This window comes from Brevundimonas sp. GW821-FHT12C05 (assembly GCF_058807475.1).
Genome location: NZ_JBXAQS010000001.1, coordinates 1,495,418 through 1,519,075, shown reverse-complemented (window position 1 = coordinate 1,519,075; position 23,658 = coordinate 1,495,418). Strand labels below are relative to the sequence as shown.

The 23,658-nt window shown below is 68.8% G+C and carries 24 protein-coding genes; 21 read left to right on the top strand and 3 right to left on the bottom strand.

All coding sequences use genetic code 11. The annotated features are described in order from the left end of the window. Positions 1-5 precede the first annotated feature (5 nt). From nuoN to AC1RRF_RS07125, 20 genes are all read left to right on the top strand, one after another. Positions 6-1,451, top strand: a complete 1,446-nt coding sequence (nuoN, locus tag AC1RRF_RS07220) for an NADH-quinone oxidoreductase subunit NuoN (protein ID WP_492833757.1) — start codon at positions 6-8, stop codon at positions 1,449-1,451. Positions 1,452-1,453: 2 nt separating this feature from the next. Then, a complete protein-coding gene (locus AC1RRF_RS07215; RefSeq protein ID WP_492833756.1) occupies positions 1,454-2,203 on the top strand; it encodes a biotin--[acetyl-CoA-carboxylase] ligase in 750 nt (249 codons plus the stop codon). Then, on the top strand, positions 2,204-2,983 hold the full coding sequence (locus tag AC1RRF_RS07210; RefSeq protein ID WP_492833755.1) for a type III pantothenate kinase: 780 nt from the start codon (positions 2,204-2,206) through the stop codon (positions 2,981-2,983). Continuing rightward, positions 2,980-4,653, top strand: a complete 1,674-nt coding sequence (locus AC1RRF_RS07205; RefSeq protein ID WP_492833754.1) for a ribonuclease J — start codon at positions 2,980-2,982, stop codon at positions 4,651-4,653. Before AC1RRF_RS07210 ends, AC1RRF_RS07205 begins: the two co-directional genes overlap by 4 nt. A 13-nt stretch (positions 4,654-4,666) precedes the next feature. Beyond that, positions 4,667-5,467 (top strand): GDSL-type esterase/lipase family protein, encoded by an 801-nt coding sequence (locus AC1RRF_RS07200; RefSeq protein WP_492833753.1) that lies wholly within the window; start codon positions 4,667-4,669, stop codon positions 5,465-5,467. A gap of 93 nt (positions 5,468-5,560) precedes the next feature. After that, positions 5,561-6,304, top strand: coding sequence for a UMP kinase (gene pyrH / locus AC1RRF_RS07195; RefSeq protein WP_492833752.1), 744 nt, complete (start codon positions 5,561-5,563; stop codon positions 6,302-6,304). A gap of 30 nt (positions 6,305-6,334) precedes the next feature. Then, positions 6,335-6,892, top strand: a complete 558-nt coding sequence (gene frr / locus AC1RRF_RS07190; RefSeq protein WP_291840570.1) for a ribosome recycling factor — start codon at positions 6,335-6,337, stop codon at positions 6,890-6,892. A 30-nt stretch (positions 6,893-6,922) separates the two neighbouring features. Continuing rightward, positions 6,923-7,681, top strand: a complete 759-nt coding sequence (gene uppS / locus AC1RRF_RS07185) for a polyprenyl diphosphate synthase (protein ID WP_492833751.1) — start codon at positions 6,923-6,925, stop codon at positions 7,679-7,681. Beyond that, complete coding sequence (locus tag AC1RRF_RS07180; RefSeq protein ID WP_492833750.1) at positions 7,681-8,508, top strand: phosphatidate cytidylyltransferase; 828 nt, start codon at positions 7,681-7,683, stop codon at positions 8,506-8,508. Before uppS ends, AC1RRF_RS07180 begins: the two co-directional genes overlap by 1 nt. After that, complete coding sequence (gene dxr / locus AC1RRF_RS07175) at positions 8,505-9,701, top strand: 1-deoxy-D-xylulose-5-phosphate reductoisomerase (RefSeq protein ID WP_492833749.1); 1,197 nt, start codon at positions 8,505-8,507, stop codon at positions 9,699-9,701. Before AC1RRF_RS07180 ends, dxr begins: the two co-directional genes overlap by 4 nt. Positions 9,702-9,759: 58 nt before the next feature. Next, positions 9,760-10,941, top strand: coding sequence for a M50 family metallopeptidase (locus tag AC1RRF_RS07170; RefSeq protein WP_492833748.1), 1,182 nt, complete (start codon positions 9,760-9,762; stop codon positions 10,939-10,941). 32 nt (positions 10,942-10,973) lie between these two features. Beyond that, the gene (bamA, locus tag AC1RRF_RS07165; RefSeq protein WP_492833747.1) at positions 10,974-13,412 is read left to right on the top strand and encodes an outer membrane protein assembly factor BamA; all 2,439 of its coding nucleotides are present in this window, start codon (positions 10,974-10,976) and stop codon (positions 13,410-13,412) included. Between the two features lie 34 nt (positions 13,413-13,446). Continuing rightward, a complete protein-coding gene (locus AC1RRF_RS07160; RefSeq protein ID WP_492833746.1) occupies positions 13,447-14,040 on the top strand; it encodes an OmpH/Skp family outer membrane protein in 594 nt (197 codons plus the stop codon). A 14-nt stretch (positions 14,041-14,054) separates the two neighbouring features. Continuing rightward, complete coding sequence (gene lpxD, locus AC1RRF_RS07155) at positions 14,055-15,065, top strand: UDP-3-O-(3-hydroxymyristoyl)glucosamine N-acyltransferase (RefSeq protein WP_492833745.1); 1,011 nt, start codon at positions 14,055-14,057, stop codon at positions 15,063-15,065. Positions 15,066-15,069: 4 nt separating this feature from the next. Next, entirely contained in the window at positions 15,070-15,537 is a 468-nt protein-coding gene (fabZ, locus tag AC1RRF_RS07150) for a 3-hydroxyacyl-ACP dehydratase FabZ (protein WP_492833744.1), read from the top strand. Next, positions 15,537-16,325 carry an acyl-ACP--UDP-N-acetylglucosamine O-acyltransferase gene (gene lpxA / locus AC1RRF_RS07145; protein ID WP_492833743.1) on the top strand — a complete coding sequence of 263 codons (789 nt, stop codon included), beginning with the start codon at positions 15,537-15,539 and terminating at the stop codon, positions 16,323-16,325. The genes fabZ and lpxA overlap by 1 nt, the downstream gene beginning before the upstream one ends. Then, positions 16,322-17,155 (top strand): UDP-2,3-diacylglucosamine diphosphatase, encoded by an 834-nt coding sequence (gene lpxI / locus AC1RRF_RS07140; RefSeq protein ID WP_492833742.1) that lies wholly within the window; start codon positions 16,322-16,324, stop codon positions 17,153-17,155. Before lpxA ends, lpxI begins: the two co-directional genes overlap by 4 nt. Beyond that, complete coding sequence (gene lpxB / locus AC1RRF_RS07135) at positions 17,152-18,321, top strand: lipid-A-disaccharide synthase (protein ID WP_492833741.1); 1,170 nt, start codon at positions 17,152-17,154, stop codon at positions 18,319-18,321. Before lpxI ends, lpxB begins: the two co-directional genes overlap by 4 nt. Positions 18,322-18,325: 4 nt before the next feature. Beyond that, a complete protein-coding gene (locus AC1RRF_RS07130; RefSeq protein WP_492833740.1) occupies positions 18,326-19,021 on the top strand; it encodes an alpha/beta fold hydrolase in 696 nt (231 codons plus the stop codon). Positions 19,022-19,023: 2 nt separating this feature from the next. Next, a complete protein-coding gene (locus AC1RRF_RS07125) occupies positions 19,024-20,016 on the top strand; it encodes an FUSC family protein (protein WP_492833739.1) in 993 nt (330 codons plus the stop codon). Positions 20,017-20,027: 11 nt separating this feature from the next. Here the strand turns inward: AC1RRF_RS07125 and AC1RRF_RS07120 are convergent, their stop codons facing one another. Continuing rightward, positions 20,028-20,912 carry a retroviral-like aspartic protease family protein gene (locus AC1RRF_RS07120; RefSeq protein WP_492833738.1) on the bottom strand — a complete coding sequence of 295 codons (885 nt, stop codon included), beginning with the start codon at positions 20,910-20,912 and terminating at the stop codon, positions 20,028-20,030. 146 nt (positions 20,913-21,058) lie between these two features. On the opposite strand from AC1RRF_RS07120, the gene AC1RRF_RS07115 reads away from it, so the two are divergent. Continuing rightward, entirely contained in the window at positions 21,059-21,394 is a 336-nt protein-coding gene (locus AC1RRF_RS07115) for an EF-hand domain-containing protein (RefSeq protein ID WP_492833737.1), read from the top strand. Between the two features lie 5 nt (positions 21,395-21,399). Here the strand turns inward: AC1RRF_RS07115 and lepB are convergent, their stop codons facing one another. Beyond that, positions 21,400-22,167 carry a signal peptidase I gene (gene lepB / locus AC1RRF_RS07110; protein ID WP_492833736.1) on the bottom strand — a complete coding sequence of 256 codons (768 nt, stop codon included), beginning with the start codon at positions 22,165-22,167 and terminating at the stop codon, positions 21,400-21,402. Positions 22,168-22,294: 127 nt separating this feature from the next. Beyond that, positions 22,295-23,596, bottom strand: coding sequence for a citrate synthase (gene gltA / locus AC1RRF_RS07105; RefSeq protein WP_492833735.1), 1,302 nt, complete (start codon positions 23,594-23,596; stop codon positions 22,295-22,297). Between the last annotated feature and the right edge of the window lie 62 nt (positions 23,597-23,658).

The following is a 23,658-nucleotide window of genomic DNA, read 5'->3' as shown; positions in this document are numbered from 1 at the left end:
CCATGATGCCTGATCTGATTTCCGCCCTTCACCTTTCGGCTCCCGAGATCACGCTCGCCGTCGGCGGCCTCGTGCTGCTGATGGTCGGCGCCTTCTCGGGCGAGCGCAGCGCCGGCCTGGTGTCCTGGCTGTCGGTGCTGCTGCTGATCGCCGCCACCGCCGTCACCGTGACGGGGCCGCTGGGCCAGGCCTTCAACGGCGCCTATGTGGCCGATCCGCTGGCCGTCTACGGCAAGGCCGTGATCTTCCTGTCCAGCGCCGCCGCCATCGTGCTGGGCAACGGCTGGATGCACCGGTCCAAGATCGCGCGCTTCGAGTTCCCGGTCCTCATCGTGCTGGCCTCCGCCGGCATGGGCATGATGGCCTCGTCGGGCGACCTGATCTCGCTCTACGTGGGCATCGAACTGCATTCGCTGGCCCTCTATGTGCTGGCCGCCTTCCACCGCGACGACCTGAAGGCGTCCGAGGCGGGCCTGAAGTATTTCGTCCTGGGCGCCCTGTCGTCGGGCCTGCTGCTGTACGGCGCCAGCCTGATCTACGGCTTCACCGGCTCGATGCGGTTCGAGGACATCGCCGCCTACGCCGCGGCCAATCCGTCGACCGGTCTGATCTTCGGCCTGGTGTTCCTGATCTCGGGCCTGGCCTTCAAGGTCTCCGCCGCGCCGTTCCACATGTGGACGCCCGACGTCTACGAGGGCGCCCCGACCCCGGTCGTGTCCCTGTTCGCCACGGCCCCCAAGGTCGCGGCCATGATCCTGATCGCCCGCACCCTGGAAGGCGGCTTCGCCGGCTCGCATGACCAGTGGTCGCAGGTGCTGATCCTGATCTCCCTGATCAGCTTCGCGGTGGGCGCCTTCGGCGGCCTGGCGCAGAAGGATCTGCAGCGTCTGCTGGCCTATTCGTCGATCGCCAACATCGGCTACGCCCTGCTGGGCATCGCCGTGGGCACGACCCTGGGCATCCAGGCCATGCTGATGTTCATGACCCTGTACGTCATCGACCAGTTCGGCTTCTTCGCCATCCTGCTGTCGCTGAGCCGCGGCGGCCGTCCGATCCGCAAGATCGCCGACCTGGCGGGCCTGCGCAAAGAGCGTCCGCTGACCACCATCGCGCTGACGGTCCTGTCGCTGTCGGTGCTGGGCATGCCGCCGCTGTCGGGCTTCTGGGCCAAGTACTACGTCTTCGGCGCCGCCGCCGAGGCGGGCTACTGGATGGTCGGCGCCGCCGGTCTGGTGGCTTCGGTCGTGGCCGGCTTCTACTATCTGCGCATCATCAAGCTGATGTGGTTCGATCCGGCTCCGGAAGGCGCCGCGCCGACCGACGCCGCGCCGATCGAGGCCCGGACCATCGCCATGGCCTGCGCCGCCTTCAGCTTCCCCGTGGTCATCGTGGCCCTGCCGTGGCTGGTTCCGCTGGCCGCCCGCGCCGCGACGGGCTTCGGGGTCGGATAGGGGTGGCGACCGCCCCCGTCCTGCTGCTCGACCACACCGATTCCACCAATGCGGAGGCCCGTCGCCGGGCCGAGGCCGGCGAGGCCGGACCGCTGTGGATCACCGCGCGCCGTCAGACCGCCGGGCGCGGTCGGCGGGGGCGGGCGTGGGAAGCCAATACGGGCAATCTGTTCACGACCTTGCTGACCACGACGCGCAAGCCGCCCGCCGAGGCGGCGCAGGTCACCTTCATCGCCGCCCTGGCCGTCGCCGATCTGCTGGACCGCTATGCGCCGCCGTCGCTGGTGACGATCAAATGGCCCAATGACGTGATGCTGGCGGGCCAGAAGGCCTGCGGCATCCTCGTGGAATCCGGGGCGCACGCGAACGGAAGCCTGTGGCTGGCCGTGGGCATCGGGGTCAACCTGGCCGAGGCCCCGGCGGGGACCGAGCGCCCGGCGGCGGCCCTGTCGCACCATCTGTCCGCCGAACACATCGCTCCGCCCAAGGTGGAGAGCGCGGCCGAGCAACTGGCCGAGACCTTCGGCGTCTGGATCGACCGCTGGGAGACGTTGGGCTTCCAGCCGATCCTCGACGCCTGGGCGGCGCGGACGCCGGGTCTGGACGGGCCCGCCGTCGCCCGGCTGGGCCATGAGACCGTCGAGGGCCGCGCCGAGGGCGTGGAGCCGGACGGGGCGCTGCGGCTGAGACTGGCGGACGGGAGCCTGCGTCTTATCTCGGCGGGTGACGTGTTCTTCGGGGAGGGCGGCTGAATGTTGCTGGCGATCGAACAGGGCAACACCAACACGCTTTTCGCGGTGCATGACGGCGCGGACTGGATCGCCCAATGGCGCGCGGCGACGGACTCGCAGCGGACGGCGGATGAATACGCCGTCTGGCTGACCCAGCTGCTGTCCATGCGCGGGCTGAAACTGGCCGACCTGAGCGGCTGCATCATTTCCAGCGTGGTGCCGCAATCGATCTTCAACCTGCGCAACCTGTCGCGCCGCTATCTGTCGGTGGAGCCGATGGTGATCGGCGACAATGTCGAACTGGGGATCGCGGTGCGCATCCTGAAGCCCAGCGAGGCGGGCGCGGACCGCCTGGTCAACGCTCTGGGGGCGCATCTGAGTTATCCGGGCGACCTGATCGTCATCGACAGCGGCACGGCCACGACCTTCGACGTCATCGCGGCGGACGGCGCGTTCGAGGGCGGCGTGATCGCGCCCGGCGTGAACCTCAGCCTGCAGGCGCTGCATGAGGCGGCGGCCATGCTGCCCCGCATCGCCATCCAGAAGCCGGAGAAGGTGATCGGCAAGGACACCGTCACCAACATGCAATCCGGCGTCTTCTGGGGATACATCGCCCTGATCGAGGGCCTTGTGGCTCGCATCAAGGCCGAGTGGGGCAAGCCCATGACCGTCATCGGAACCGGGGGGGTCGTCTCCCTGTTCGAGGGCGCGACCGACAGCATCGACCGGTTCGATCCGGACCTGACCATCCGCGGCCTGCTCGAAATTTGGCGGCGGAACACCCATCTCAAGGACAAATGAAAAAACAAGCTGACGACGAGTTCGTCTTCCTGCCGTTGGGCGGGTCGGGCGAAATCGGCATGAACCTGAATCTGTACGGCTACGGCCCCGAGCGTGACCGGCAATGGCTGATCGTGGACGTGGGCGTGACCTTCGGCGACCTGTCGACGCCCGGCGTCGATGTGATCGTGCCCGATCCGGCCTTCCTGGAAGGCGAGAAGATCCGCGGCATCGTGCTGACCCACGCCCACGAGGACCACATCGGCGCCCTGGGCTGGCTGTGGACGCGGATGAAGGCGCCGCTCTATGCGACGCCGTTCACGGCCTATCTGATCCGCGAGAAGCTGCGCGAGGCGGGCATCCTGGATCAGGTTGAACTGATCGAGGTGCCGCTGGGCGGCTCGGTCAACCTGGGGCCGTTCGACGTCACCTTCGTCACCATGACCCACTCCATCGCCGAGCCGAACGGCCTGGCGATCAAGACGCCGCTGGGCACGGTGCTGCACACCGGCGACTGGAAGATCGACGACGATCCCATCATCGGCGGCGTCACCGACGCCAAGGCCATCAGCCAGCTGGGCGACGACGGCGTCCTGGCCATGGTCTGCGACTCGACCAACGTCTTCGTCGAGGGCTCGGCCGGGTCCGAGGGCGGGGTGCGCGACGCCCTGAGCGAACTGATCGGCGGGCTGAAGGGCCGGATCGCCGTCGGCTGCTTCGCGTCGAACGTCGCGCGCATGGACAGCGTGATCCGCGCCGCCGAGGCCGCGGGGCGCCGGGTGTCGCTGGCGGGGCGGTCGATGCACCGCATCACCGCGGCGGCCAAGCACGTGGGCATGCTGCACGACATCAAGCCGTTCCTGAGCGAGCAGGAGGCCCGCATCTGGCCGGCCGATGAGATCCTGTACCTGTGCACCGGCAGCCAGGGCGAGGTTCGCGCCGCCCTGTCGCGGGTGGCCGAGGGGACCCACCCCTATGTGAAGCTGAGCAACGGCGACCACTGCATCTTCTCGTCGCGGGTCATCCCGGGCAACGAGCTGTCGGTCGGGCGGCTCCAGGACAAGCTCGCGGACCGCGGGGTGCGCCTCTACACCGAGAAGGATCACCGCGGCATCCACGTCTCGGGCCACCCGTGCCGGGACGAACTGAAGCAGATGTACGCCTGGGCGCGGCCGAAGATCGCCGTGCCGACCCACGGCATGCGCCGCCACCTGGCCGAGCACGCCAATCTGGCCAAGGACATGGGCGTGCCGGAGACGGTGACGCCGCGCAACGGCGACATGGTGCGTCTGGCCCCCGGACCCGCCGCCATCATCGACGAGGTCCCCAGCGGCCGCCTGTACGTCGACGGCGGGCGTCTGGTCACCGAACAGGGCGAGGCCCTGCACGAGCGGCGTCACGCCTCGACCAACGGCGTGCTGATCGTCAGCTTCGCGATGGACAAGCGCGGCAAGATCGTCAGCGACATCGACGTCCGGGCCATCGGCTTGCCGGGCGACGACGAGGCGCCGCTGGGCGACGCCCTGGACGACCTGGCCGAACGGGTCGAGCAGACGGTCCTGAAGCTCAAGGGCCCGGCGCTCGAGGACGAGATGGTCATCGAACAGGCCATCTCGCGCGTCCTGAAGAAGGCCAGCCAGCAGATCTGGGATCGCCGTCCGATCGTCGAGACGATCATCCTGCGGCTCTAGGGGGTAAGCGCGCATGGCGGACGGCGCCGTCGGCATGGTCGACAGCCTGGACGGGCAGGGCGGAGGGCCCACGCCGGAAGCGTTGGCCTTCGCCCAGGCCTATATGGCCGAGGGCGCCATGGACCCGGCGTTGCTGGCCCTGCTCAGCGACCCGCAGGCGATGGCCGAGCGGGACCGGCTGAAGGCCGAGCAGCGCCAGCGGGACTGGGCCAATCTGGGCTACTACCGCGACGCCAACACGGCCTTGGCCGGGCGGGAGACGCAGGTCGTCTTCATGGGCGACTCCATCACCGAGATGTGGCGCATCGCCCAGCCGGACCTGTTTTCGGGCGGCGTGATCAATCGCGGCATTAGCGGCCAGACCAGTCCGCAGATGCTGGTCCGTTTCATGCCCGACGTGGTCGCGCTGAAGCCCAAGGCCGTGCATCTGATGTGCGGCACCAACGACATCGCGGGCAATACCGGCCCGACGACGCCGGAGGACTATCGGAACACCGTTGTCGCCATGGTCGATCTGGCCCGCGCGAACGGCATCGCGGTGATCCTGGCGGGGCCGCCGCCGATGAACGGCCTGCCGTGGTCCCCCGCCGTCCAGGGCCCGCAGGACCGGGTGGCTGAGCTGAACGCCTGGCTGAGCATCTTCGCGGCCGAGCGGGGTCTGGTCCACGCCGACTATGGCGCGGTGCTGTCGGACGGCGGAAACGGCATGCGGGGCGACTTCACGCGTGATGGCGTGCACCCGGGCGCGGGCGGCTATGCGGTCATGCGACCGGTCGCCGAGGCGGCCATCGCGGCGGCTCTGGAACGGGGCTGAACCGCGATCATCCGGCGTCTGTATGTCGCCGGGGCTTTGAAGCGGGCGGTGAGCTTCCTATAAGGAGCCGAATCCCCCGCCCAAGGTCTGCCCATGCCCGACGTTCCGTCCGAGTTCCGCTACAAACGCGTCCTGCTCAAGGTGTCGGGCGAGGTGCTGATGGGCGATCAGGGCTACGGCATCGACATGAAGACCGTGGCCGATGTGGCCGGGGCCATCGCCGATGTGGCCCGCGAGGGCGTCGAGATCTGCCTGGTCATCGGCGGCGGCAACATCTTCCGCGGCCTGTCCAAGGCGGCGGGCGACATGGACCGCGCCTCGGCCGACTACATGGGCATGCTGGCGACGGTGATGAACGCCCTGGCCATGCAGGCCGCACTGGAGAAGATCGGCGTCCAGACCCGGGTGCAGAGCGCCCTGACCATGAACGCCGTGGCCGAGCCCTATGTGCGCCGCCGTGCCCTGCGCCACCTCGAAAAGGGCCGGGTGGTGATCTTCGCCGCCGGCGTCGGCGCGCCCTTCTTCACGACCGACTCGGGCGCCGCCCTGCGCGCGGCTGAAATGGGCTGCGACGCCCTGCTGAAAGGCACCAGCGTGGACGGCGTCTACACCGCCGATCCCAAGAAGGACCCGACAGCCACCCGCTATGACACCCTGACCTATCACGACGTCCTGGCGCGCGACCTGAAGGTCATGGACGCCTCGGCCGTGGCTCTGATGCGTGACTCGGGCATTCCGATCGTGGTCTTCTCCATTCGGGAAGACGGTTCGTTCCGGAACGCCTTGACCGGGAAGGGTCATTTCACCGTCATCAGCGCCGACGGCAAGGCCGCCTGACACACCTATAAAAAGACGAGAGAAACGATCATGGCCAAGCCCGATCTGAAGACCTATCGCGATCGCATGGACAAGGCGGTCGCCGCCCTGAAGGAAGAGTTCAACGGCCTGCGCACGGGCCGCGCCCACGCCGGCCTGCTGGATCCGGTGCAGGTGGAAGCCTACGGCTCGACCTCGCCGCTGAACGCCGTGGCCGCCATCAGCGTCCCCGAGCCACGCCTGCTGTCGGTCAGCGTCTGGGACAAGGGCATGGTCGTCGCGGTCGAGAAGGCCATCCGATCCGCCGGTCTGGGCCTGAACCCGATCCTGGACGGCCAGATGCTTCGCATTCCGATCCCGCCGCTGACCGAGGAACGCCGCAAGGAGTTCGCGAAACTGGCCGGCAAATACGCCGAACAGCAGAAGATCGCCGTCCGCAACGTGCGCCGCGACGCCAACGACGACCTGAAGAAGGCCGAGAAGGCGGGCGACATCAGCCAGGACGAGCAGAAGAAGATGGAAGCCGAGGTCCAGAAGGACACGGACGCCGCCATCAAGCGCGTCGACGAGGCCTTGAAGGCCAAGGAAGTTGAGATCATGCAGGTCTGATGGCGCGATCTGCCATAGGATAGCCGACGCATGAGCGCCGAACCTCTCAGTCCACAGCCCCCAAGTCCTGCGTCTCTAGGGCCGCGCCATGTCGCGTTGATCATGGACGGCAACGGCCGCTGGGCCGAGGCGCGGGGCCTGCCGCGCGCCCTTGGGCACCGGGAGGGCGTGCAGGCGCTCAAGCGCACCATCCAGGCCGCGCCCGCGCTGGGCATCACCTGCCTGACGGTGTTCGGCTTCTCGACCGAGAACTGGCAGCGCCCGGCCGAGGAAGTCTCGGACCTCATGGGGCTGGTGCGCACCTACGTCGGCAGCGACCTGAAACGGCTGGAGCGGGAAGGGGTGCGGCTGCGCATCCTGGGCCGCCGACAGGGACTGCCCGCCGACATCGCCGAAATCGTCGACCGCGCCGAGGCGACGACGGCCCACAACACCAAATTCACCCTGCAGGTCGCCTTCAACTACGGCGGCCGTGCCGACATCGTCGACGCCGCGCAGCGCTACCTGGACCGGGTCAGGGCGGGCGAGGCGGTCGAACCGCTGGACGAGGCCGCGCTGGGGGGCGGCCTGTCGACCGCGGGCGGGCCTCCGGTGGACGTCATCGTGCGCACTTCCGGCGAGCAGCGGCTGTCGAACTTCCTGCTGTGGGAGGCCGCCTACGCCGAGCTGATCTTCCAGGACATCCTGTGGCCCGACTACGGCGAGGCCGCCCTGGCCGACGTGGTCGCGCAGTTCCGCAACCGTGATCGCCGTTTCGGCGGCCGTCCCGCCGCCCGCGTGGCCGGCTGATGGCGGTGCGGGCCGGCGATATCGGCATCAGGGCCGCCTCTGCGATCGTGCTGGCGCCGGCGGCGGTGCTGGCCATCTGGGCGGGCGGCTACTGGTTCCTGGGCCTGATGCTGGCCGCCTGTGTCCTGCTGTCGATCGAATGGGCGATGATGAGCGCCGCGGCCGCCTGGCGGCTGATGGCGGGGGCCGTGGGTTTCGGCCTGTTCGCGGCGGTGATCTCGGCCCACGTCGGCCAGCTGTCGCTTGCGCTGGTCATGCTGGTGTTCTGCGCCGCCGCCGCCGGGATGTTCGCCCGCAGCCGGGGGCAGGAGGCGTTGGATGCCGCCTATGGGGTGCTGTATCTCGGCTGGCCCGCCGTTCTGCTGATCTGGCTGCGCGGGGCTGACACCGAGACAGGACCGCATGTCGGCCTGTACTGGACCGTCTTCGCCTTCGCCGTGGCCTGGGCCTCGGACATCATGGCCTATCTGGCCGGATCGACCATCGGCGGCCCCAAGCTGTGGCCCCGTTTCTCGCCCAACAAGACTTGGTCCGGCTTTGTCGGGGGACTGGCCGCGGGGACCGTCGCCGGCGCCCTTTTGGGCGTCTACCTGGACATGGGCATCGGCCTGTGGGGCGGTCTTCTGGGGCTGGCGGCGGCGGTCGCCACCATGGCCGGAGACCTTTGGGAGTCCGCGCTCAAGCGCCGGTACGGGGTCAAGGACGCGGGCAATCTGATTCCCGGGCACGGCGGCCTGCTGGACCGGGTCGACGGCCTGATGTTCGCCGCCGTGGTGGTGGCGTGCGGGCGCCTGATCGCCGTGATGATGGGCGGAGGCGGAGCATGATCCGCCGCCGCGTCACGGTGCTGGGCTCCACCGGCTCGGTCGGCTGCTCGACCCTGGACCTGATGGAACAGGCCGAGGCGGGCGGGGCGGGGGCCTTCGAGGTCGAGGCCCTGACCGGCGGCGCCAACATCGCCCGTCTGGCCGAACAGGCCCGTCGCTGGAAGCCGAAGGTGGCGGTGACCGCCGACCCGGCCCGTCTGGACGACCTGCGCGACGCCCTGTCCGGCAGCGGCGTCGAGGCCGCCGCGGGCGAGGCGGCGATCACCGAAGCGGCCTCGCGGCCCGCCGACTGGGTCATGGCCTCGATCGTCGGCGCGGCGGGGCTGAAGTCGGCCTGGGCCGCCGCCTCGACCGGGGCGACGCTGGCCCTGGCCAACAAGGAGAGCCTGGTCTGCTGCGGCCCGGCCCTGATCGAGCGGGTGCGCCGGTCCGGCGGACGGCTGATCCCGGTCGATTCGGAACATTCGGCCATCTTCCAGGTGTTTCCGCACGATGCGCCTGAGCAGGTGTCGAAACTGACCTTGACGGCCTCGGGCGGCCCGTTCCGCACCACCCGCGCCGCCGACATGGCCGCGATTACGCCGGAACAGGCGGTGGCCCATCCCAATTGGAGCATGGGCGCCAAGATTTCCGTCGACAGCGCCAGCATGGCCAACAAGGGCCTGGAGATGATCGAGGCGGCCTATCTGTTCGACATGCCGGCCGAACGGATCGACGTGGTGGTGCATCCGGAATCGATCATTCACAGCTTGGTCGAATACATCGACGGCTCGACCCTGGCCCAGATGGGCCCGCCGGACATGAAGACGCCGATCGCCTGCGCCCTGGCCTGGCCTGACCGGATCGCCTGGCCGGCGCCGCGGCTGGACCTGGCCGCGCTGGGCCGGCTGACCTTCGAGGCGCCCGACGAGGCGCGTTTCCCGCTGCTGGGACTGGCGCGCCGGTCGCTGCAGGCGGGGGGCGCGGCCCCGATCGTGTTCAACGCCGCCAACGAGGTCGCGGCCCTGGCTTTCCTTGACCGCCGACTGGGCTTTCTCAATATTGCCGCAGTCGTCGCCGACACCTTGTCGCGCATAACGGCTTCGGGGGTGGATTCCGGTTCCCACAACGCTTGCGACGCGGCCCTGGCCGTGGATGCAGAGGCGCGACGGGTGGCGGAATCGATCGTTCGGGGTCTCGCGGCGGCGGCCTGAACGGCGGAGGACCCTTTTCGGCATGACGGGCTTTTTAGGCCAGGCGCTACTCTACATCGTGCCGTTCCTGGTGGTGCTGACGTTCATCGTCACCATCCATGAGCTGGGCCATTTCCTTGTCGCGCGCGCTTTCGGCGTGAAGATCGACCGGTTTTCGATCGGTTTCGGCAAGACGATCGTCAGCCGGACGGACAAGCGCGGCGTCGAATGGCGGATCGCCTGGCTGCCGCTGGGCGGCTACGTCAAATTCTCGGGCGATCTGGACGCGTCCAGCGTGCCGGATGAGGCCGGCCTGGCCGAGCTGAAGTCGCGCGTCATCGCCGAGCACGGCCCCGGCGCCGAGCGCGACTATTTCCATTTCAAGCCGGTCTGGCAGCGCGCCTTGATCGTGGCGGCGGGACCGGCGGCGAATTTCGCGCTGGCCCTGGTGCTGCTGACTCTGCTGTTCAGCGTGATTGGCGAGCGGATCGAGGCGCCGCGCGTGGCCCGGGTCGCCGAGGGCAGCCCGGCGGCCGCCGCGGGCTTTCAGCCGCGCGACCTGATTACCGCCATCAACGGCCGCCCGGTCAGCGAGACCGCCGTGGTGACACAGACCATCCTGCTGTCGGCGAATGATCCCCTGACCTTTACGGTTCAGCGCGGCGATCAGGTGCTGTCGCTGGTGGCCACGCCGGTGCGTCGGATTGTGGAGAACGAGGTCGCCGGGCGCACCAGGGTTGCGCAGGTGGGCTTGTACCTGGGCGCCCTTCAGCGGTCCGATTTCAGCTATCGCCGCCTGAATCCGATTGAGGCCGTGGGTAAGGGGGGCGACACCATGGTGTCGGTTGTCAGCACCACCTTCCGCTACATCGGCCGCATTTTCGTCGGCAAGGAGTCCGGGGATCTGCTGAACGGTCCGCTGGGCATCGCCAAGGCCGCCGGAGGCGTGACCAAGCAGGCCATCTCCTATGAAGCGCCTCCCGCCATCCTGATCCTGAACCTGGGGCTGACCGCCTTGCAGTTCGCTGCCATAGTTTCGATCGGAATGGGTATTGTTAATCTGCTGCCGATTCCCGTTCTGGATGGGGGCCATCTGGTGTTCTACGGCTATGAGGCTGTGGCGCGCAGGCCAGTCCCCGCTCGTGTTCAGGAGGTCGGCTACAGGGTCGGTCTTGCTTTGCTGGCGGGATTGATGTTGTTCGCAACCTGGAACGATCTCCAGAAACTGAGTTTGTTCAAATTCCTCGGCGGGCTCGCCTGATGAGCCAACGCCAGCCCCCGATGGTTCCCCGTATGATCCGAAAAGACGCGTCCGCCCTTCGTTTCGCTCGCGCCGCGAGTCCCAGCCTGCTGGTGCTGGCGATCGCCGCCGGCCTGGCCGGACCGGCGCTGGCCCAGAGTGCGCCGCCCGCCGCGCCGGCCATTCAGCCGGGCGCGCCGGTCGACGCCGCGCCCGCCGCTGCGCAGGAGGCTCCGGCCGCTCCGGATCGGGTGCAGATCTCCCGCATCCTGGTGCGCGGCAACCAGCGGATCGACCAGACGACGGTCCTGTCCTACCTGCCGATCCAGCCGGGCGACGTCGTCGACGCCGCCGTGCTGGACGTGGCGGTCCGGACCCTGACCCGCACCCAGCTGTTCGCCGATGTCCAACTGGGCGTCCAGCCGAACGGCGACCTGATCGTCGAGATCGTCGAGAACCCGATCATCAACCAGGTGGTGTTCGAGGGAAACAGCGCGCTCGGCCAGGAGAAGCTGACCGAGGAAGTGACCCTGAAGCCGCGCGGCATCTACACCCGCGCCCGCATCCAGGAAGACGTCGGCAAGATCGTTGAACTGTACCGCCTGTCGGGTCGCATTGGCGCGACCGTCACGCCCAAGATCGTCCAGCTTGAACAGAACCGCGTCGACGTGGTGTTCGAGATCAACGAAGGCCCGGAAACGGGCGTGCGCGCGATCACCTTCCTGGGCAACCAGGCCTTCTCGGACAATGACCTGCGCGAGGTCATGGTCACCAAGCAGTCGCAGTGGTGGCGCCTGTTCAGCAGCACCGACAACTATGATCCGAACCGTCTGGATTATGACCGTGAGCAGCTGCGGAAATTCTACACCAACCGCGGCTACTACGACTTCCGCGTCCTGTCGGCGGTCAGCGAGCTGACGCCGGACGACGCCAACTTCGGCATCACCATGACGGTGGACGAGGGCGACCGGTACAATTTCGGGACGGTCAACATCGTCACCGAGAACGACCGCCTGAATCCCGAATTCCTCAAGCTGCTGCTGCCGATCCACGAGGGCGACCTCTACGAGAGCGACAAGATCGAGACGGCCGTCGACGCCCTGACGTTCGCCGCCGGTTCGGCCGGCTACGCCTTCGTCGAGATCGAGCCCGAATACCGCGCCAATCCGGAGACCGACACGGTCGATGTGACCTTCAACATCAAGGAAGGCCAGCGCGTCTACGTCGACCGGATCAACGTGATCGGCAACACCCGGACCCTCGACAACGTCATTCGCCGCGAAATGATGCTTAGCGAAGGCGACGCCTTCAACCGCACCCTGCTGGAGCGGTCGCGCAACAACCTGCGCGCCCTGGGCTTCTTCAAGGACGTGACCGTCGAGGAAGCCCGCGGCTCGGCCCCGGACCGGTCGATCGTCAACGTCACCGTGCAGGAACAGCCCACCGGCGAACTGTCGGTCGGCGCCGGCTTCAGCTCGGTCGACTCGTTCGTGCTGAACCTGGGCATCACCGAGCGCAACTTCCGCGGTCGCGGCCAGAACGTGGTGGCCCGTCTGGAATGGGGCTCGCTGCGTCAGCAGATCGACTTCCGCTTCACCGAGCCGAAATTCCTCGGTCGTGACCTGCGCGCCGGCTTCGACGCCTTCCACTCGCGCTACGATCTCAGCGAATATTCGTCCTACGACTATCGCTCGACCGGCGGCGGCGTGCGCCTGTCCTATCCGCTGAACGGCTATACCCTGTTCAGCACCCGCTACTTCCTGAAGTCGGATGAGATCATCGTTCCGTCGGGCTATTGCAGCACCAGCGGCTCGGGCTCGAACGCCCTGTGCGATCAGGTCGGCTCGTTCCTGAACTCCTCGGCCGGCTACACCCTCCTCGTCGACCGCCGGAATGACCCGGTCCGGCCGACCCGCGGCTGGACGGGCACCCTGCGCCAGGACTTCGCCGGCATCGGCGGCGACGTGAACTATGTGAAGACCGAAGCTGAAGTGTCGGCCTACTGGGGCTTCTCGCCCAACTGGATCGTCACCGCCCAGGCTTCGACCGGCTATGTCGCCGGCTGGGGCGGCGATCCGATCCGGATCAACGACCGCTTCTTCAAGGGCGGCAACAGCTTCCGCGGCTTCGAAACCGCGGGCATCGGTCCGCGCGACCTGAACACCACCGACTCGCTGGGCGGCAATTTCTACGTCATCGGCACGCTGGAACTGACGGTCCCCAACTATCTTCCGGAAGAATACGGCATCCGGACCTCGCTGTTCACCGATGTGGGCACCCTGGGCGTGCTGGATGACCGTTACACGGTCACCTCGGCGGGGCTTCCCGACGCCAACATCGTGGACGAGCTCAAACTGCGTGCATCGGCCGGCGTCAGCATCCACTGGCGTTCGCCCATGGGTCCGATCCGCTTCGACCTCAGTAAGATTATCGGCCAGGAAGACTACGATAAAACCGAAACCTTCCGCTTCTCGACTTCCACCCAGTTCTAACCGCGGGACGCTGTCCCGCTCCAAAGGCCTGACCATGAAACTGTTCGCTATCGGCGCCTTCGCCGTCGCCACTCTCGCCGCCGGAACCGCCTCGGCCCAGGCCCAGGCCCCGCAAGCGGCCCCGCTCAACCATGGACCCGTTATCACCGGCGTGTGCATGTACAGCCCGCAAGCCCTGATCACGACCAGCACGGCCGGCCGTTCGCTGGCCGCCGGTCTGCAGCGCCTGGGCGAAGAAGTCCGTGGTGAACTGGCCCCGTACGCCGCCAGCCTGGAAACCGAAGCCACCGCCCTGCAACAGGGCGGCCAGACCGCCGATCCGGACGGCTCGCGCGCCCGCGCCTGGCAGACGCGTCTGCAGGAAGCCCAGCAGTTGGAAGAGACCCGCTCCAACGAACTGCGCTACACCGAGCGTCTGCAGACCCAGCTGATCGTCAACGCCTCCCGTCCGATCATCACCGCCCTCTATCAAGAGAAGGGCTGCAGCATCCTGATCGACGGCAGCTCGGTTCTGGCCGTGAACCCGCAGATGGATCTGACGGAAACCGCGATCCAGCGCCTGAACCAGGCCCTGCCGTCGCTGCCGCAGTTCTCGCGCAGCCCGGTTCCGGCCCAGCCGCAGCAGTAAGCCTGCGATCCGGAATGCCTGACCCGCGATTTTTCGAGAGCCTGCCGACGCTGGACGTCGTCGGGCTGGCCGAACGGATCGGGGCCGAAGTCTCGCGCGGCGGGGACCGAAAGGTCTCCGCCGTTGCGCCTTTGGGGACCGCCGATTCGACCGAGGTCGCCTTTCTCGGCGACCGTAAATTCGCTGAACAGCTGAAGGCCACCGCCGCCGGCTGCGTGATCGTTCCGGCCGCGGCGATCGACCTGGCGCCCGCCGGCGCCTCGGTTCTGGTGTCTTCGACGCCCCAGGCCGCCTGGGCCGCCGCCTCCCTGCTGTTCCACCGCCCGCATACGCTCGACAAGGCCGCCGATCCCGTCTTCGCCGTCGAGGACGAGACGGTCGTGCTGGAGCCCGGCGTGGTGCTGGGTCACGGCGCCCGCATCGGCCGCGGCACCCGCGTGGGCGCCAATACGGTGATCGGCCCGGGCGTGCAGATCGGTCGAGACTGCCACATCGGCTCCAACGTCACCGTCGGCTTCGCCCTGATTGGCGACCGGGTGAAGCTGTATTCCGGCGTCCGCATCGGCGAGCCGGGCTTCGGCGCGGCCGGATCGCGCGCCGGACCGGTCGACGTGCCCCAACTGGGCCGGGTCATCATTCAGGACGGGGTCACCGTGGGGGCGAACACCTGCATCGACCGCGGGGCCTATGAAGACACGGTCATCGGCGAGAACACCAAGATCGATAATCTGGTCATGATCGCGCACAACTGCATCATCGGCCGCAACTGCCTGATCGCCGCGCACACGGGCATTTCCGGGTCGGTGACGGTCGGCGACGGCGTCATGTTCGGCGGCAAGGCGGGCATCGGCGACCACCTGGCCATCGGTGACGGCGCCCGGGTCGCCGGCGGCGCCGGAGTGCTGGCGAACATCCCGGCGGGAGAGACCTGGTCGGGTTATCCGGCGAAACCCATTCGACAATTCTTGCGCGAAGCGATCTGGGTGTCCAAACAGGCGTCGAAGAAAAAGGACGACAGGGAGTAGAGCCATGGCCGACGAAACCGTCAGCATCGATTACGCCGAGGTGATGCGGCGGCTCCCCCACCGGTATCCCTTCCTGCTCGTCGACAAGGCCGAGGATTTCGTGCCCGCGACCTCGATCACCGGGATCAAGAACGTCACGCACAACGAGCCGTTCTTCCCGGGGCATTTCCCGATCGATCCGGTCATGCCGGGCGTGCTGATCGTCGAGGCCATGGCCCAGACGGGCGCCCTGCTGATGTCCAAGACCATGGACGTCGCGGTGGCGGACAAGGTCATCATGTTCATGTCGATCGACGGCGTGCGTTTCCGCAAGCCGGCCCGGCCGGGCGACCAACTGCGGATGGAGGTCAGGGTGACCCGCGCCCGCGGCGACGCCTACAAATTCCGGGGCGAGACCTTCATCGACGGCAAGCTGGCCGCCGAGGCCGAGTTCATGGCCATGGTCGTCACGGTCGACCAGCCGGCGACCTGATGGCCATTCATCCGACAGCCCAGGTCGATGCGTCGGCCCGATTGGCCGACGGCGTCGACATCGGCGCCTGGAGCATCATCGGCCCGGGCGTCACGCTGGCCGAGGGCGTGCGCGTCGCCAGCCATGTGGTGATCCAGCAGGACACCGCCGTCGGCGCCGGCACGACGATCCACCCGTTCTGCGTCATGGGCGGGGACCCCCAGCATGGCGGCTACAAGGGCGAGCCGGTGGCGCTGGAGATCGGCGAGAACAACACCATCCGCGAGCACTCGACCTTCAACCGGGGCACGCCGGGCGACCGCAAGCTGACCACCATCGGCTCGAACAACCTGTTCATGACCGGGGCTCACGTGGGGCACGACTGCATCGTGGGCAGCCATGTCACCTTCGCCAACAACGCCACCCTGGGTGGGCACGCCCGGGTCGGCGACAAGGTCTTCCTCGGCGGACTGGCGGCGGTGCACCAGTTCGGACGGATCGGCCAGGGCGCCATCGTCGGCGGCCTGTCGGCGGTGACCCGCGACGTCATCCCCTACGGTTCGGCCTGGGGCAACCACGTGCGCCTGCATGGGCTGAACCTGATCGGCCTGAAGCGGAAGGGCTACGGCAAGGACGCCATTCGCCGTCTGCTGGCCGCCTACCGCGACATCTTCGAGGGCGAAGGCCTGTTTTCCGAGCGTCTGGATCAGGCCGGGTCGACCTACGCCGATCTGCCGGAAATCCTGGAAATCATCGCCTTCATCCGCGAAGACACCCGTCGACCGGTCGCTCTTCCGGAACGCGGATGAGCGGCAAGCTAGCCCTGATCGCCGGAGGCGGGGCCTTGCCCGTCTCGGTGGCGGCGCGCTGCGAAGCCGAGGGCCGTCCGGTGTTCGTGATCCGGCTGGCCGGCTTCGCCGATCCGCATCTGGCCCACTATCCGGGCATAGACGCGGGCATGGCCGAGATCGGCAAGATCCTGTCAGCGATGAAGAAGGCCGACTGCAAGGCGGTCTGCCTGGCGGGGACGGTCAGCCGGCCCGACTTCAAGACACTGAAACCCGACTTCAAGGGCGCGACCGTCCTGCCGGGCATCATCGCCGCCGCCACCAAGGGCGATGACGCCTTGCTGCGCAAGATCCTGTCCGTGTTCGAGGCCGACGGTTACGCGGTCGAGGGCGCCGACGACATCCTGGGCGGGGAGACGCTTCCGGCCGGAGCGCTGGGCCGGGTTCAGCCGAGCGAGGAACAGCTGGTTGACCTCAGGAAGGCGCTCTACGTCGCTGAAAAATCGGGTGAACTGGACATCGGTCAGGGCGCGGTCGTTTGCGACGGCCTGGTGCTGGCCGTGGAGGCCCAGGAAGGCACCGACGCCATGCTGATGCGCGTCGCCAGCCTGCCCGCCGACCTGCGCGGCTCGGTCTCCGCCCGCAAGGGGGCCTTGGGCAAGGCGCCCAAGCCGATCCAGGACCTGCGCGTCGACATGCCGGTCATGGGCGCGCGCACCATCGAGATGGCCGCCGCCGCCGGTCTGGCGGGCGTGGGCGGGGTGGCGGGCAAGCTGATCGTCATCGACCGTCCGTCCCTGATCGAGGCCGCCGATCGGCTGGGCCTCTATGTCTGGGGCGAGAACCGATGAGCCGTCCGCTGAAGATCATGCTGGTCGCCGCCGAGGCGTCCGGGGACGCGCTCGGCGCCGGCCTGGCGCAGGCGCTGAAGACCCGGCTGGGCGCGGACGTGACCTTCGTCGGCGTGGGCGGGCCCAAGATGGCCGCCGAGGGCGTGGTCAGCCCGTTCGACATCGCCGAACTGTCCATTCTCGGCTGGGTCGAGGGCCTGAAGGCCTATGGCGTGGTCAAGCGCCGCGTGGCCGACACCGTGGCCCATGCCGTGGCCGAGAAGCCCGACGCCGTCGTGCTGATCGACAGTTGGGGTTTCACCATCCGTGTGGCCAAGGCGCTGAAAGAGGCGCTGCCGGGCGTGCCCCTGATCAAATACGTCGGGCCGCAGGTCTGGGCCTCGCGTCCGGGCCGGGCCAAGACCCTTGCGCAGTCGGTGGACCATCTGCTGGCGCTGTACGCCTTCGACGCGCCGTGGTTCGAGCGCGAGGGGCTGGCGACCACGGTCGTCGGCTCGCAGGCCCTGCATGTGGACATGAGCGCGGCCGATCCCGCCGCCTTCCGCGCCCGCCGGGGCATCGCGCCGGACGCCGATCTGCTGTTGGTCCTGCCGGGCAGCCGTCCGTCCGAGATCCGGTTGATGACCCCCGTCTATGAGGGCGCGGTGGGACGACTGAAGCGGGCCGATCCGGCGCTGGAAGTCGCCGTGGTCGCCGCCGGCACCGTCGCCGATGACGTGACCGGGCGGATCGCCGCCTGGCCCTTCCGTGTGCATCTGGTGTCCGAGGCGGAGAAGTACGACGCCATGAAGGCCGCCACGGTGGCGCTGGCGACCAGCGGCACGGTGTCGACCGAGCTGGCGCTGGCCGGTGCGCCGATGGTGATCGGCTATCGCTTCCAGCCGCTCAGCTACGCGATCATGAAGCCCTTCTTCACGGGCAAGTACGCGACCCTGTTCAATCACGCGGCGGACGAGGAGATCGCTCGCGAGCTGATCCAGAACGACGCCACGCCGGAGAAGGTCGCCGCCGAGGTGGGTCGGCTGCTGGCCGATCCGGAGGCGCGCCGCAAACAGGCCGAGCGGCAGACGGCGGCGCTGGACCTGATGGGCCGTAATGCGCCGGACCCGTCCAGCCTGGCGGCCGACGCGGTGTTGCGGGTCATCGCGGCCCGGGCGGGGCGCTGAGACCATGTCGGCCACGCCCCTGATCCTGATCCCGGGGCTGCTGAACGACGCGGACCTGTGGCGGGACCAGGTCGCCGCCCTGTCGCCGCGCTTCGACGTGCGGGTCGCGGACATCACCCGGGGCGAGACGATGGCGGCGCTGGTCGAGGCCGTCTTCGCGCTCGCCGACGGACCGGTCGCCGTCGCGGGCTTTTCAATGGGCGGCTATGTGGCCCAGGCCATGCTGATGCACAGTCCTGAGCGGATCGAACGGCTGGCCCTGCTGGACACCGGGATCCATCCGGATACGCCCGAGCGCGCCGCCGAGCGGGCGACCCAGACCCGGCTGGCGACGGCGTCCGGCCGGTTCGTCGGCATCGGGGACCGGCTGCTGAAGACCTATATGGCCCCGGACCACGTGGCGAACCCGGACATGGCCGAGCGGGTCAAGGCGATGACCCAGCGGCTGGGGGCCGAGGTCTTCATCCGCCAGAGCGCCATCGTTCGCGAGGACGGCGAGGCGGCGCTGCGAGCCTATCGCGGGCCGACGCTGGTGCTGTGCGGGGAGGTGGACCAGATCACCCCGCCGGCGGGCCACCGCGAGATCGCCGGGCTGGTCCCCGACGCCGAGCTGGTCGTCGCGCCCGGTTGCGGCCACCTGACGCCGATCGAGGCGCCGGAGCTGGTCAGCGGGGCGCTGGCGCACTGGATGGAGCGCTGAGCATGGCGCGCGCGCTCAGCCCCCGCCGGGCGGCCGAGGTGCGCGCGGCGGTGCAGATGGCGGTCGGGGCCGCCGCGGCCTTCTATCTGGCCACCGCGCTGGGCCTGCCGCATCCCTATTGGAGCGTAATCTCGGCCATCGTGGTCATCCAGACCAGCGTCGGCGGCGGCGTGGTGGCCGTGGCGCGCGATCGGGCCGTCGGCACTATCGTCGGGGCCCTGGTCGGCGGGGCGGTGGCCTTCGTGCGGCCCGAGGGCGTCAGCGCCATGGTCGGGGCGCTGGCCCTGTCGACGGCGGGCCTGGCCTTCTTCGCCGCCGGCCGGCCCTGGCTGAAGATCGCGCCGGTGACCGCCGCCATCGTCATCGCGGGCGGCGCGGGTCCCGAGGGCCCCGCCTCGCTGGCGCTGGACCGGGTGATGGAGATCCTGACCGGCAGCGGAGTCGGCGTCATCGCCATCCTGCTGCTGTTCCCCCGGCATGCGCGCCAGACCTTCCGGCTGCAGGCGCGGGAGGCGGCGGGCAAGGCCGCGGCCCTGCTGGCGCTGGTCATGCGCGGGGACGCCGCCGACGCGGGCGAACTGGCCCGCAGCCACGCGGACATGAAAAAGCGGCTGGATGCGCTGGGGCAGGCGGCGACCAATGTCATCGACCTGCCGGGCAGCCAGAAGGAGACCGCCGACCGCGCCGCGCTGGTGCGGGCCTTCTGGCGGGTGCGCAGCGACATCGTCATCCTGGGGCGCGGCTTCCAGGCCTCCGGGGCCCTGGACCGCCTGGAGCCGTGGCTTCTCGCCGCCACGGCCGCCGTGGTTCGTCTGGAGGCGCTGTCGCGGGGAGAGGCGGGCGAGCCGCTGGGCGACCCCGATCCGGTCCTGGCGCTGGGGGGCGGCGAGACCGACGGCGATCTGGCCCGGGGGGCGGCGGCGATCGGACTGGCCCACATGCATCGTGACCTGGACGATCTGGGCGAGCGCTTCCGGGATCTGCGTCTGGTCTAGAGCGAAATGGTCTAGGGCGTGCGCTGCCAGACCCGTTGCGCGCCATAGTCGATGGCGAAGCCCCGGTCGCCGAGCCAGTCGACGCCGATGATGGCCAGCGGCGCTTCAACCTCGCCGAGGCGCGCGAATACGGGTAGGTCGCCGATCCGCAGGACCCGGTCCTGCCACACCCACTCTCCGACCTGCACGGCCTGGACCGTCGCCAGCGACAAGGCCATCGGGCGGCCGTCGATGCCGCTGATCTCGCCGCCGTCGGAGAGGTGGTCGTCCGACAGTCCCAACCGCGCCGCGAAGGCCGGGTTCAGCACGGTATGCTGCGCTCCGGTGTCCAGCAGGCCCCAGCCGTCGACGCCGCCGATCCGCACCGGCAGCATGATCTTCCATGGGCGGATCCAGTTCACGTCGACCGGCCGCCAGTCGCCGCCGCCGGGACGGGCGCCGGTGGCCATGATTGTCACGCAGCCCGGCGCCTCGCCCCAGACCGCGAGCGCCTCTCCGAACAGATCAATGCCCGCCAGTCCGACGATCGCATGGCCCGGCAAATCGGGAGCGGTGATCGCCGGCGCGGTGAAGTTCGTCAGGGACAGCGGGCCCGCCGTCAGGGAGGGCACGCGATAAAGGTGAACGTCCGTCGGACCGCCCAGGCCTTCGGCGGTTTCGGTGGCCGTGTCTCGCGTCAGGCCCAGCCGCGCGGCGGTGGTCTCGTCCAGGGTCGTGCCGCTGGCGGCGGTGTCGAGGACGAAGTCGAACGGCCCTTGGTCCTTCACCTGCGCCCGGATGACCGGGCTGCCGCCTTCGCCCGCCTCCACGGTCAGGCAGCGCCCGGATTCCGCCAGAGCGGGAGAGGCGAAAAGACCCGTGGTCAGGGCGGCGGCGAGGAGCGGGAACGATCGCATGACCGAGGCAGATCACGGCGGCGCGGGCGGCGGCCAGTTACAAACTCTCCATCCGGCGTGTCCGCGGTTGGCGGAGATGCCGAGGAGGGTCATATTTCGGTTCGGCGGTCGGGCTTCTTCCGGCCTGTCCCCAGGGAGCCCGGATCATGACCCGCCAGAAGCCGCCCAAGAAGAGCGAGACCATCGAGGTGCGCGTGCCCTACGGCGCCAAGACCGCCTTCGCCGAGCGTTGCCGCGAGAACGGCCAGACAGTCAGCGAAGCCGTGCGGGCCTTCATGGAGCGCGAAATCGGCGGCGACGGGCGGCCGGGACGCGTCCGGACCCGCCTGTGGCACGCGTTCGCGGCGCTGGCGGCGGGACTGGCGCTGGGCTCCATCGCCGCGCCGTCGCTGGCTCAGAGCGCGCCCGCGTCGCGCGCCGCCTTCGAGCGGCTCGACCGCAACCACGACGGCGTGGTCAGCTATGACGAGTTCCGTCGTTAACGGGCCTAGTGCACCGGCTTGAACAAGCGTCCGCCGCGCAGGTTCAGCCAGGTCCAGGGCTTGAACAGGCCGGCGCCCGGCTTCCACGATGCGACCACGATCTCGGCCTTGCCGACGATGTTCTCGGCCGGCAGCAGGCCGACGCCGACATCGCCGGGCCAACGGCTGTCCAGCGAGTTGTCGCGGTTGTCGCCCATCATGAAATACTGACCCTCGGGCACGACATAGACGCCGGTGTCGTCGCCCGGCAGGCCCGAGCCCCGGTCATAGGTGAGGTATTGTCGCCCCTCCGGCGTGGTCTCGCGCACCCGCAGCACCTGTACGCCGAGATCGTCCTGGTCCTGGACCAGGTTCAGCGGCGTGCGGGGGATGGCCCGGCCATTCACGAACACGGTCCCGCCCATGACCTGCACCCGGTCGCCCGGCAGGCCGATGACGCGCTTGACCCAGGTCTGTTGCGGCGCGCTGGGGCGGCGGAAGACGACCACGTCGCCCCGCTCGGCCGTGCGTCCGAACAGGCGGCCGGCGGGCAGGGGCGGGTTGAACGGCAGGGAGGCCCGGCTCCAGCCGTAAGCGAATTTCGACACCACCACATAGTCGCCGACGACCAGGCCCGGCTCCATCGAGGACGAGGGGATGGTGAAGGGCTGATACAGGGTCGTCTGGATGGCGGTGGCCGCCAGCAGGCCTATCGCGACCACGCGCACGGTGTCGATCATTTCGCGGACAGGGCCCTGGGCGGGGCGGGAGGCGGTCTTGGCGTGTTGGGTCATGAGCTCAGCAAGCGGCGCCTCGCGGGCGGCTTCAACGGCGAAGGCGTCCGGACGCCGGGAAATCGTGTCCGGACAAAGAAAAACGCCGGGGCGCGGGGCCCCGGCGTTTTGTCCGGTCGGGCGTGGATCAGCCGCGGTTTTCGATCGGCACGTAATCGCGCTCGGTCGGGCCGGTGTACAGCTGGCGCGGACGGCCGATCTTCTGGCCCGGGTCGGCCATCATTTCCTGCCACTGGGCGATCCAGCCGACGGTGCGGGCCAGGGCGAACAGGACGGTGAACATCGAGGTCGGGAAGCCCATCGCCGACAGGGTGATGCCCGAATAGAAGTCCACGTTCGGGAACAGCTTGCGCGAGGTGAAGTACTCGTCCTGCAGGGCGACCTTCTCCAGCTCCTTGGCGACGACGAACAGCGGATCGTTCTGGCGGCCGGTGGCCTCCAGGACTTCGTAGGCCGACTGTTGCATGACCTTCGCGCGCGGATCGTAGTTCTTGTAGACCCGGTGGCCGAAGCCCATCAGCTTGTACTTGCGGTCCTTCACGCCCTGGATGAACTCCGGGATCTTGTCCGGGGTGCCGATCTCCTTGAGCATGTTCAGCGCCTCTTCGTTGGCGCCGCCGTGCGACGGGCCCCACAGGCAGGCGATGCCGGCGGCGATACAGGCGAAGGGATTGGCGCCCGACGAGCCGGCCAGGCGGACGGTCGAGGTCGAGGCGTTCTGCTCGTGGTCGGCGTGCAGGGTGAAGATGCGGTCCATGGCGCGGACCAGGCGCGGATCGACGTGATAGTCCTCGGCCGGAACGGCGAAGCACATGCGCAGGAAGTTCTCGGCGTACGACAGGTCGTTGCGCGGCGAGATGAAGGGCTGGCCGACATGGTACTTGTACGCGCGCGCCGCGATGGTCGGCATCTTGGCGATCAGGCGGATGGCCGAGATGTTGCGCTGCACCGGATCATGGATGTCCAGGCTGTCGTGGTAGAAGGCCGACAGGGCGCCGACGGTGCCGACCATGATCGCCATCGGGTGGGCGTCGCGGCGGAAGCCTTCGAAGAAGCGGTCGAACTGGGCGTGCAGCATGGTGTGCATGGTGATGTTGCGTTCGAAGGCCTCGTATTCCGCGGCCGTCGGCAGTTCGCCGTGCAGCAGCAGGTGGCAGACCTCGATGAAGTTCGACTGCGAGGCCAGCTGGTCGATCGGGTAGCCGCGGTGCAGCAGCACGCCGGCGTCGCCGTCGATGAAGGTCAGGGCCGACTCGCAGGCCGCGGTCGAGGTGAAGCCCGGGTCGTAGGTGAAGGCGTCCGTGCCCGCATAGAGCTTGCGGATGTCGATGACGTCAGGGCCGGTCGAACCCGACAGCACCGGCAGATCCACGGTCTTGCCAGCGTAGTTGAGGGTCGCCGTCCCGGCGGGTTTGGCTTGTTCGGTCATTTCAGCCCCTTGTCAGCGGCAGCCTCGCGCGGGGAGGCGGCGGGCCGCGTTTTGTTTGTAAA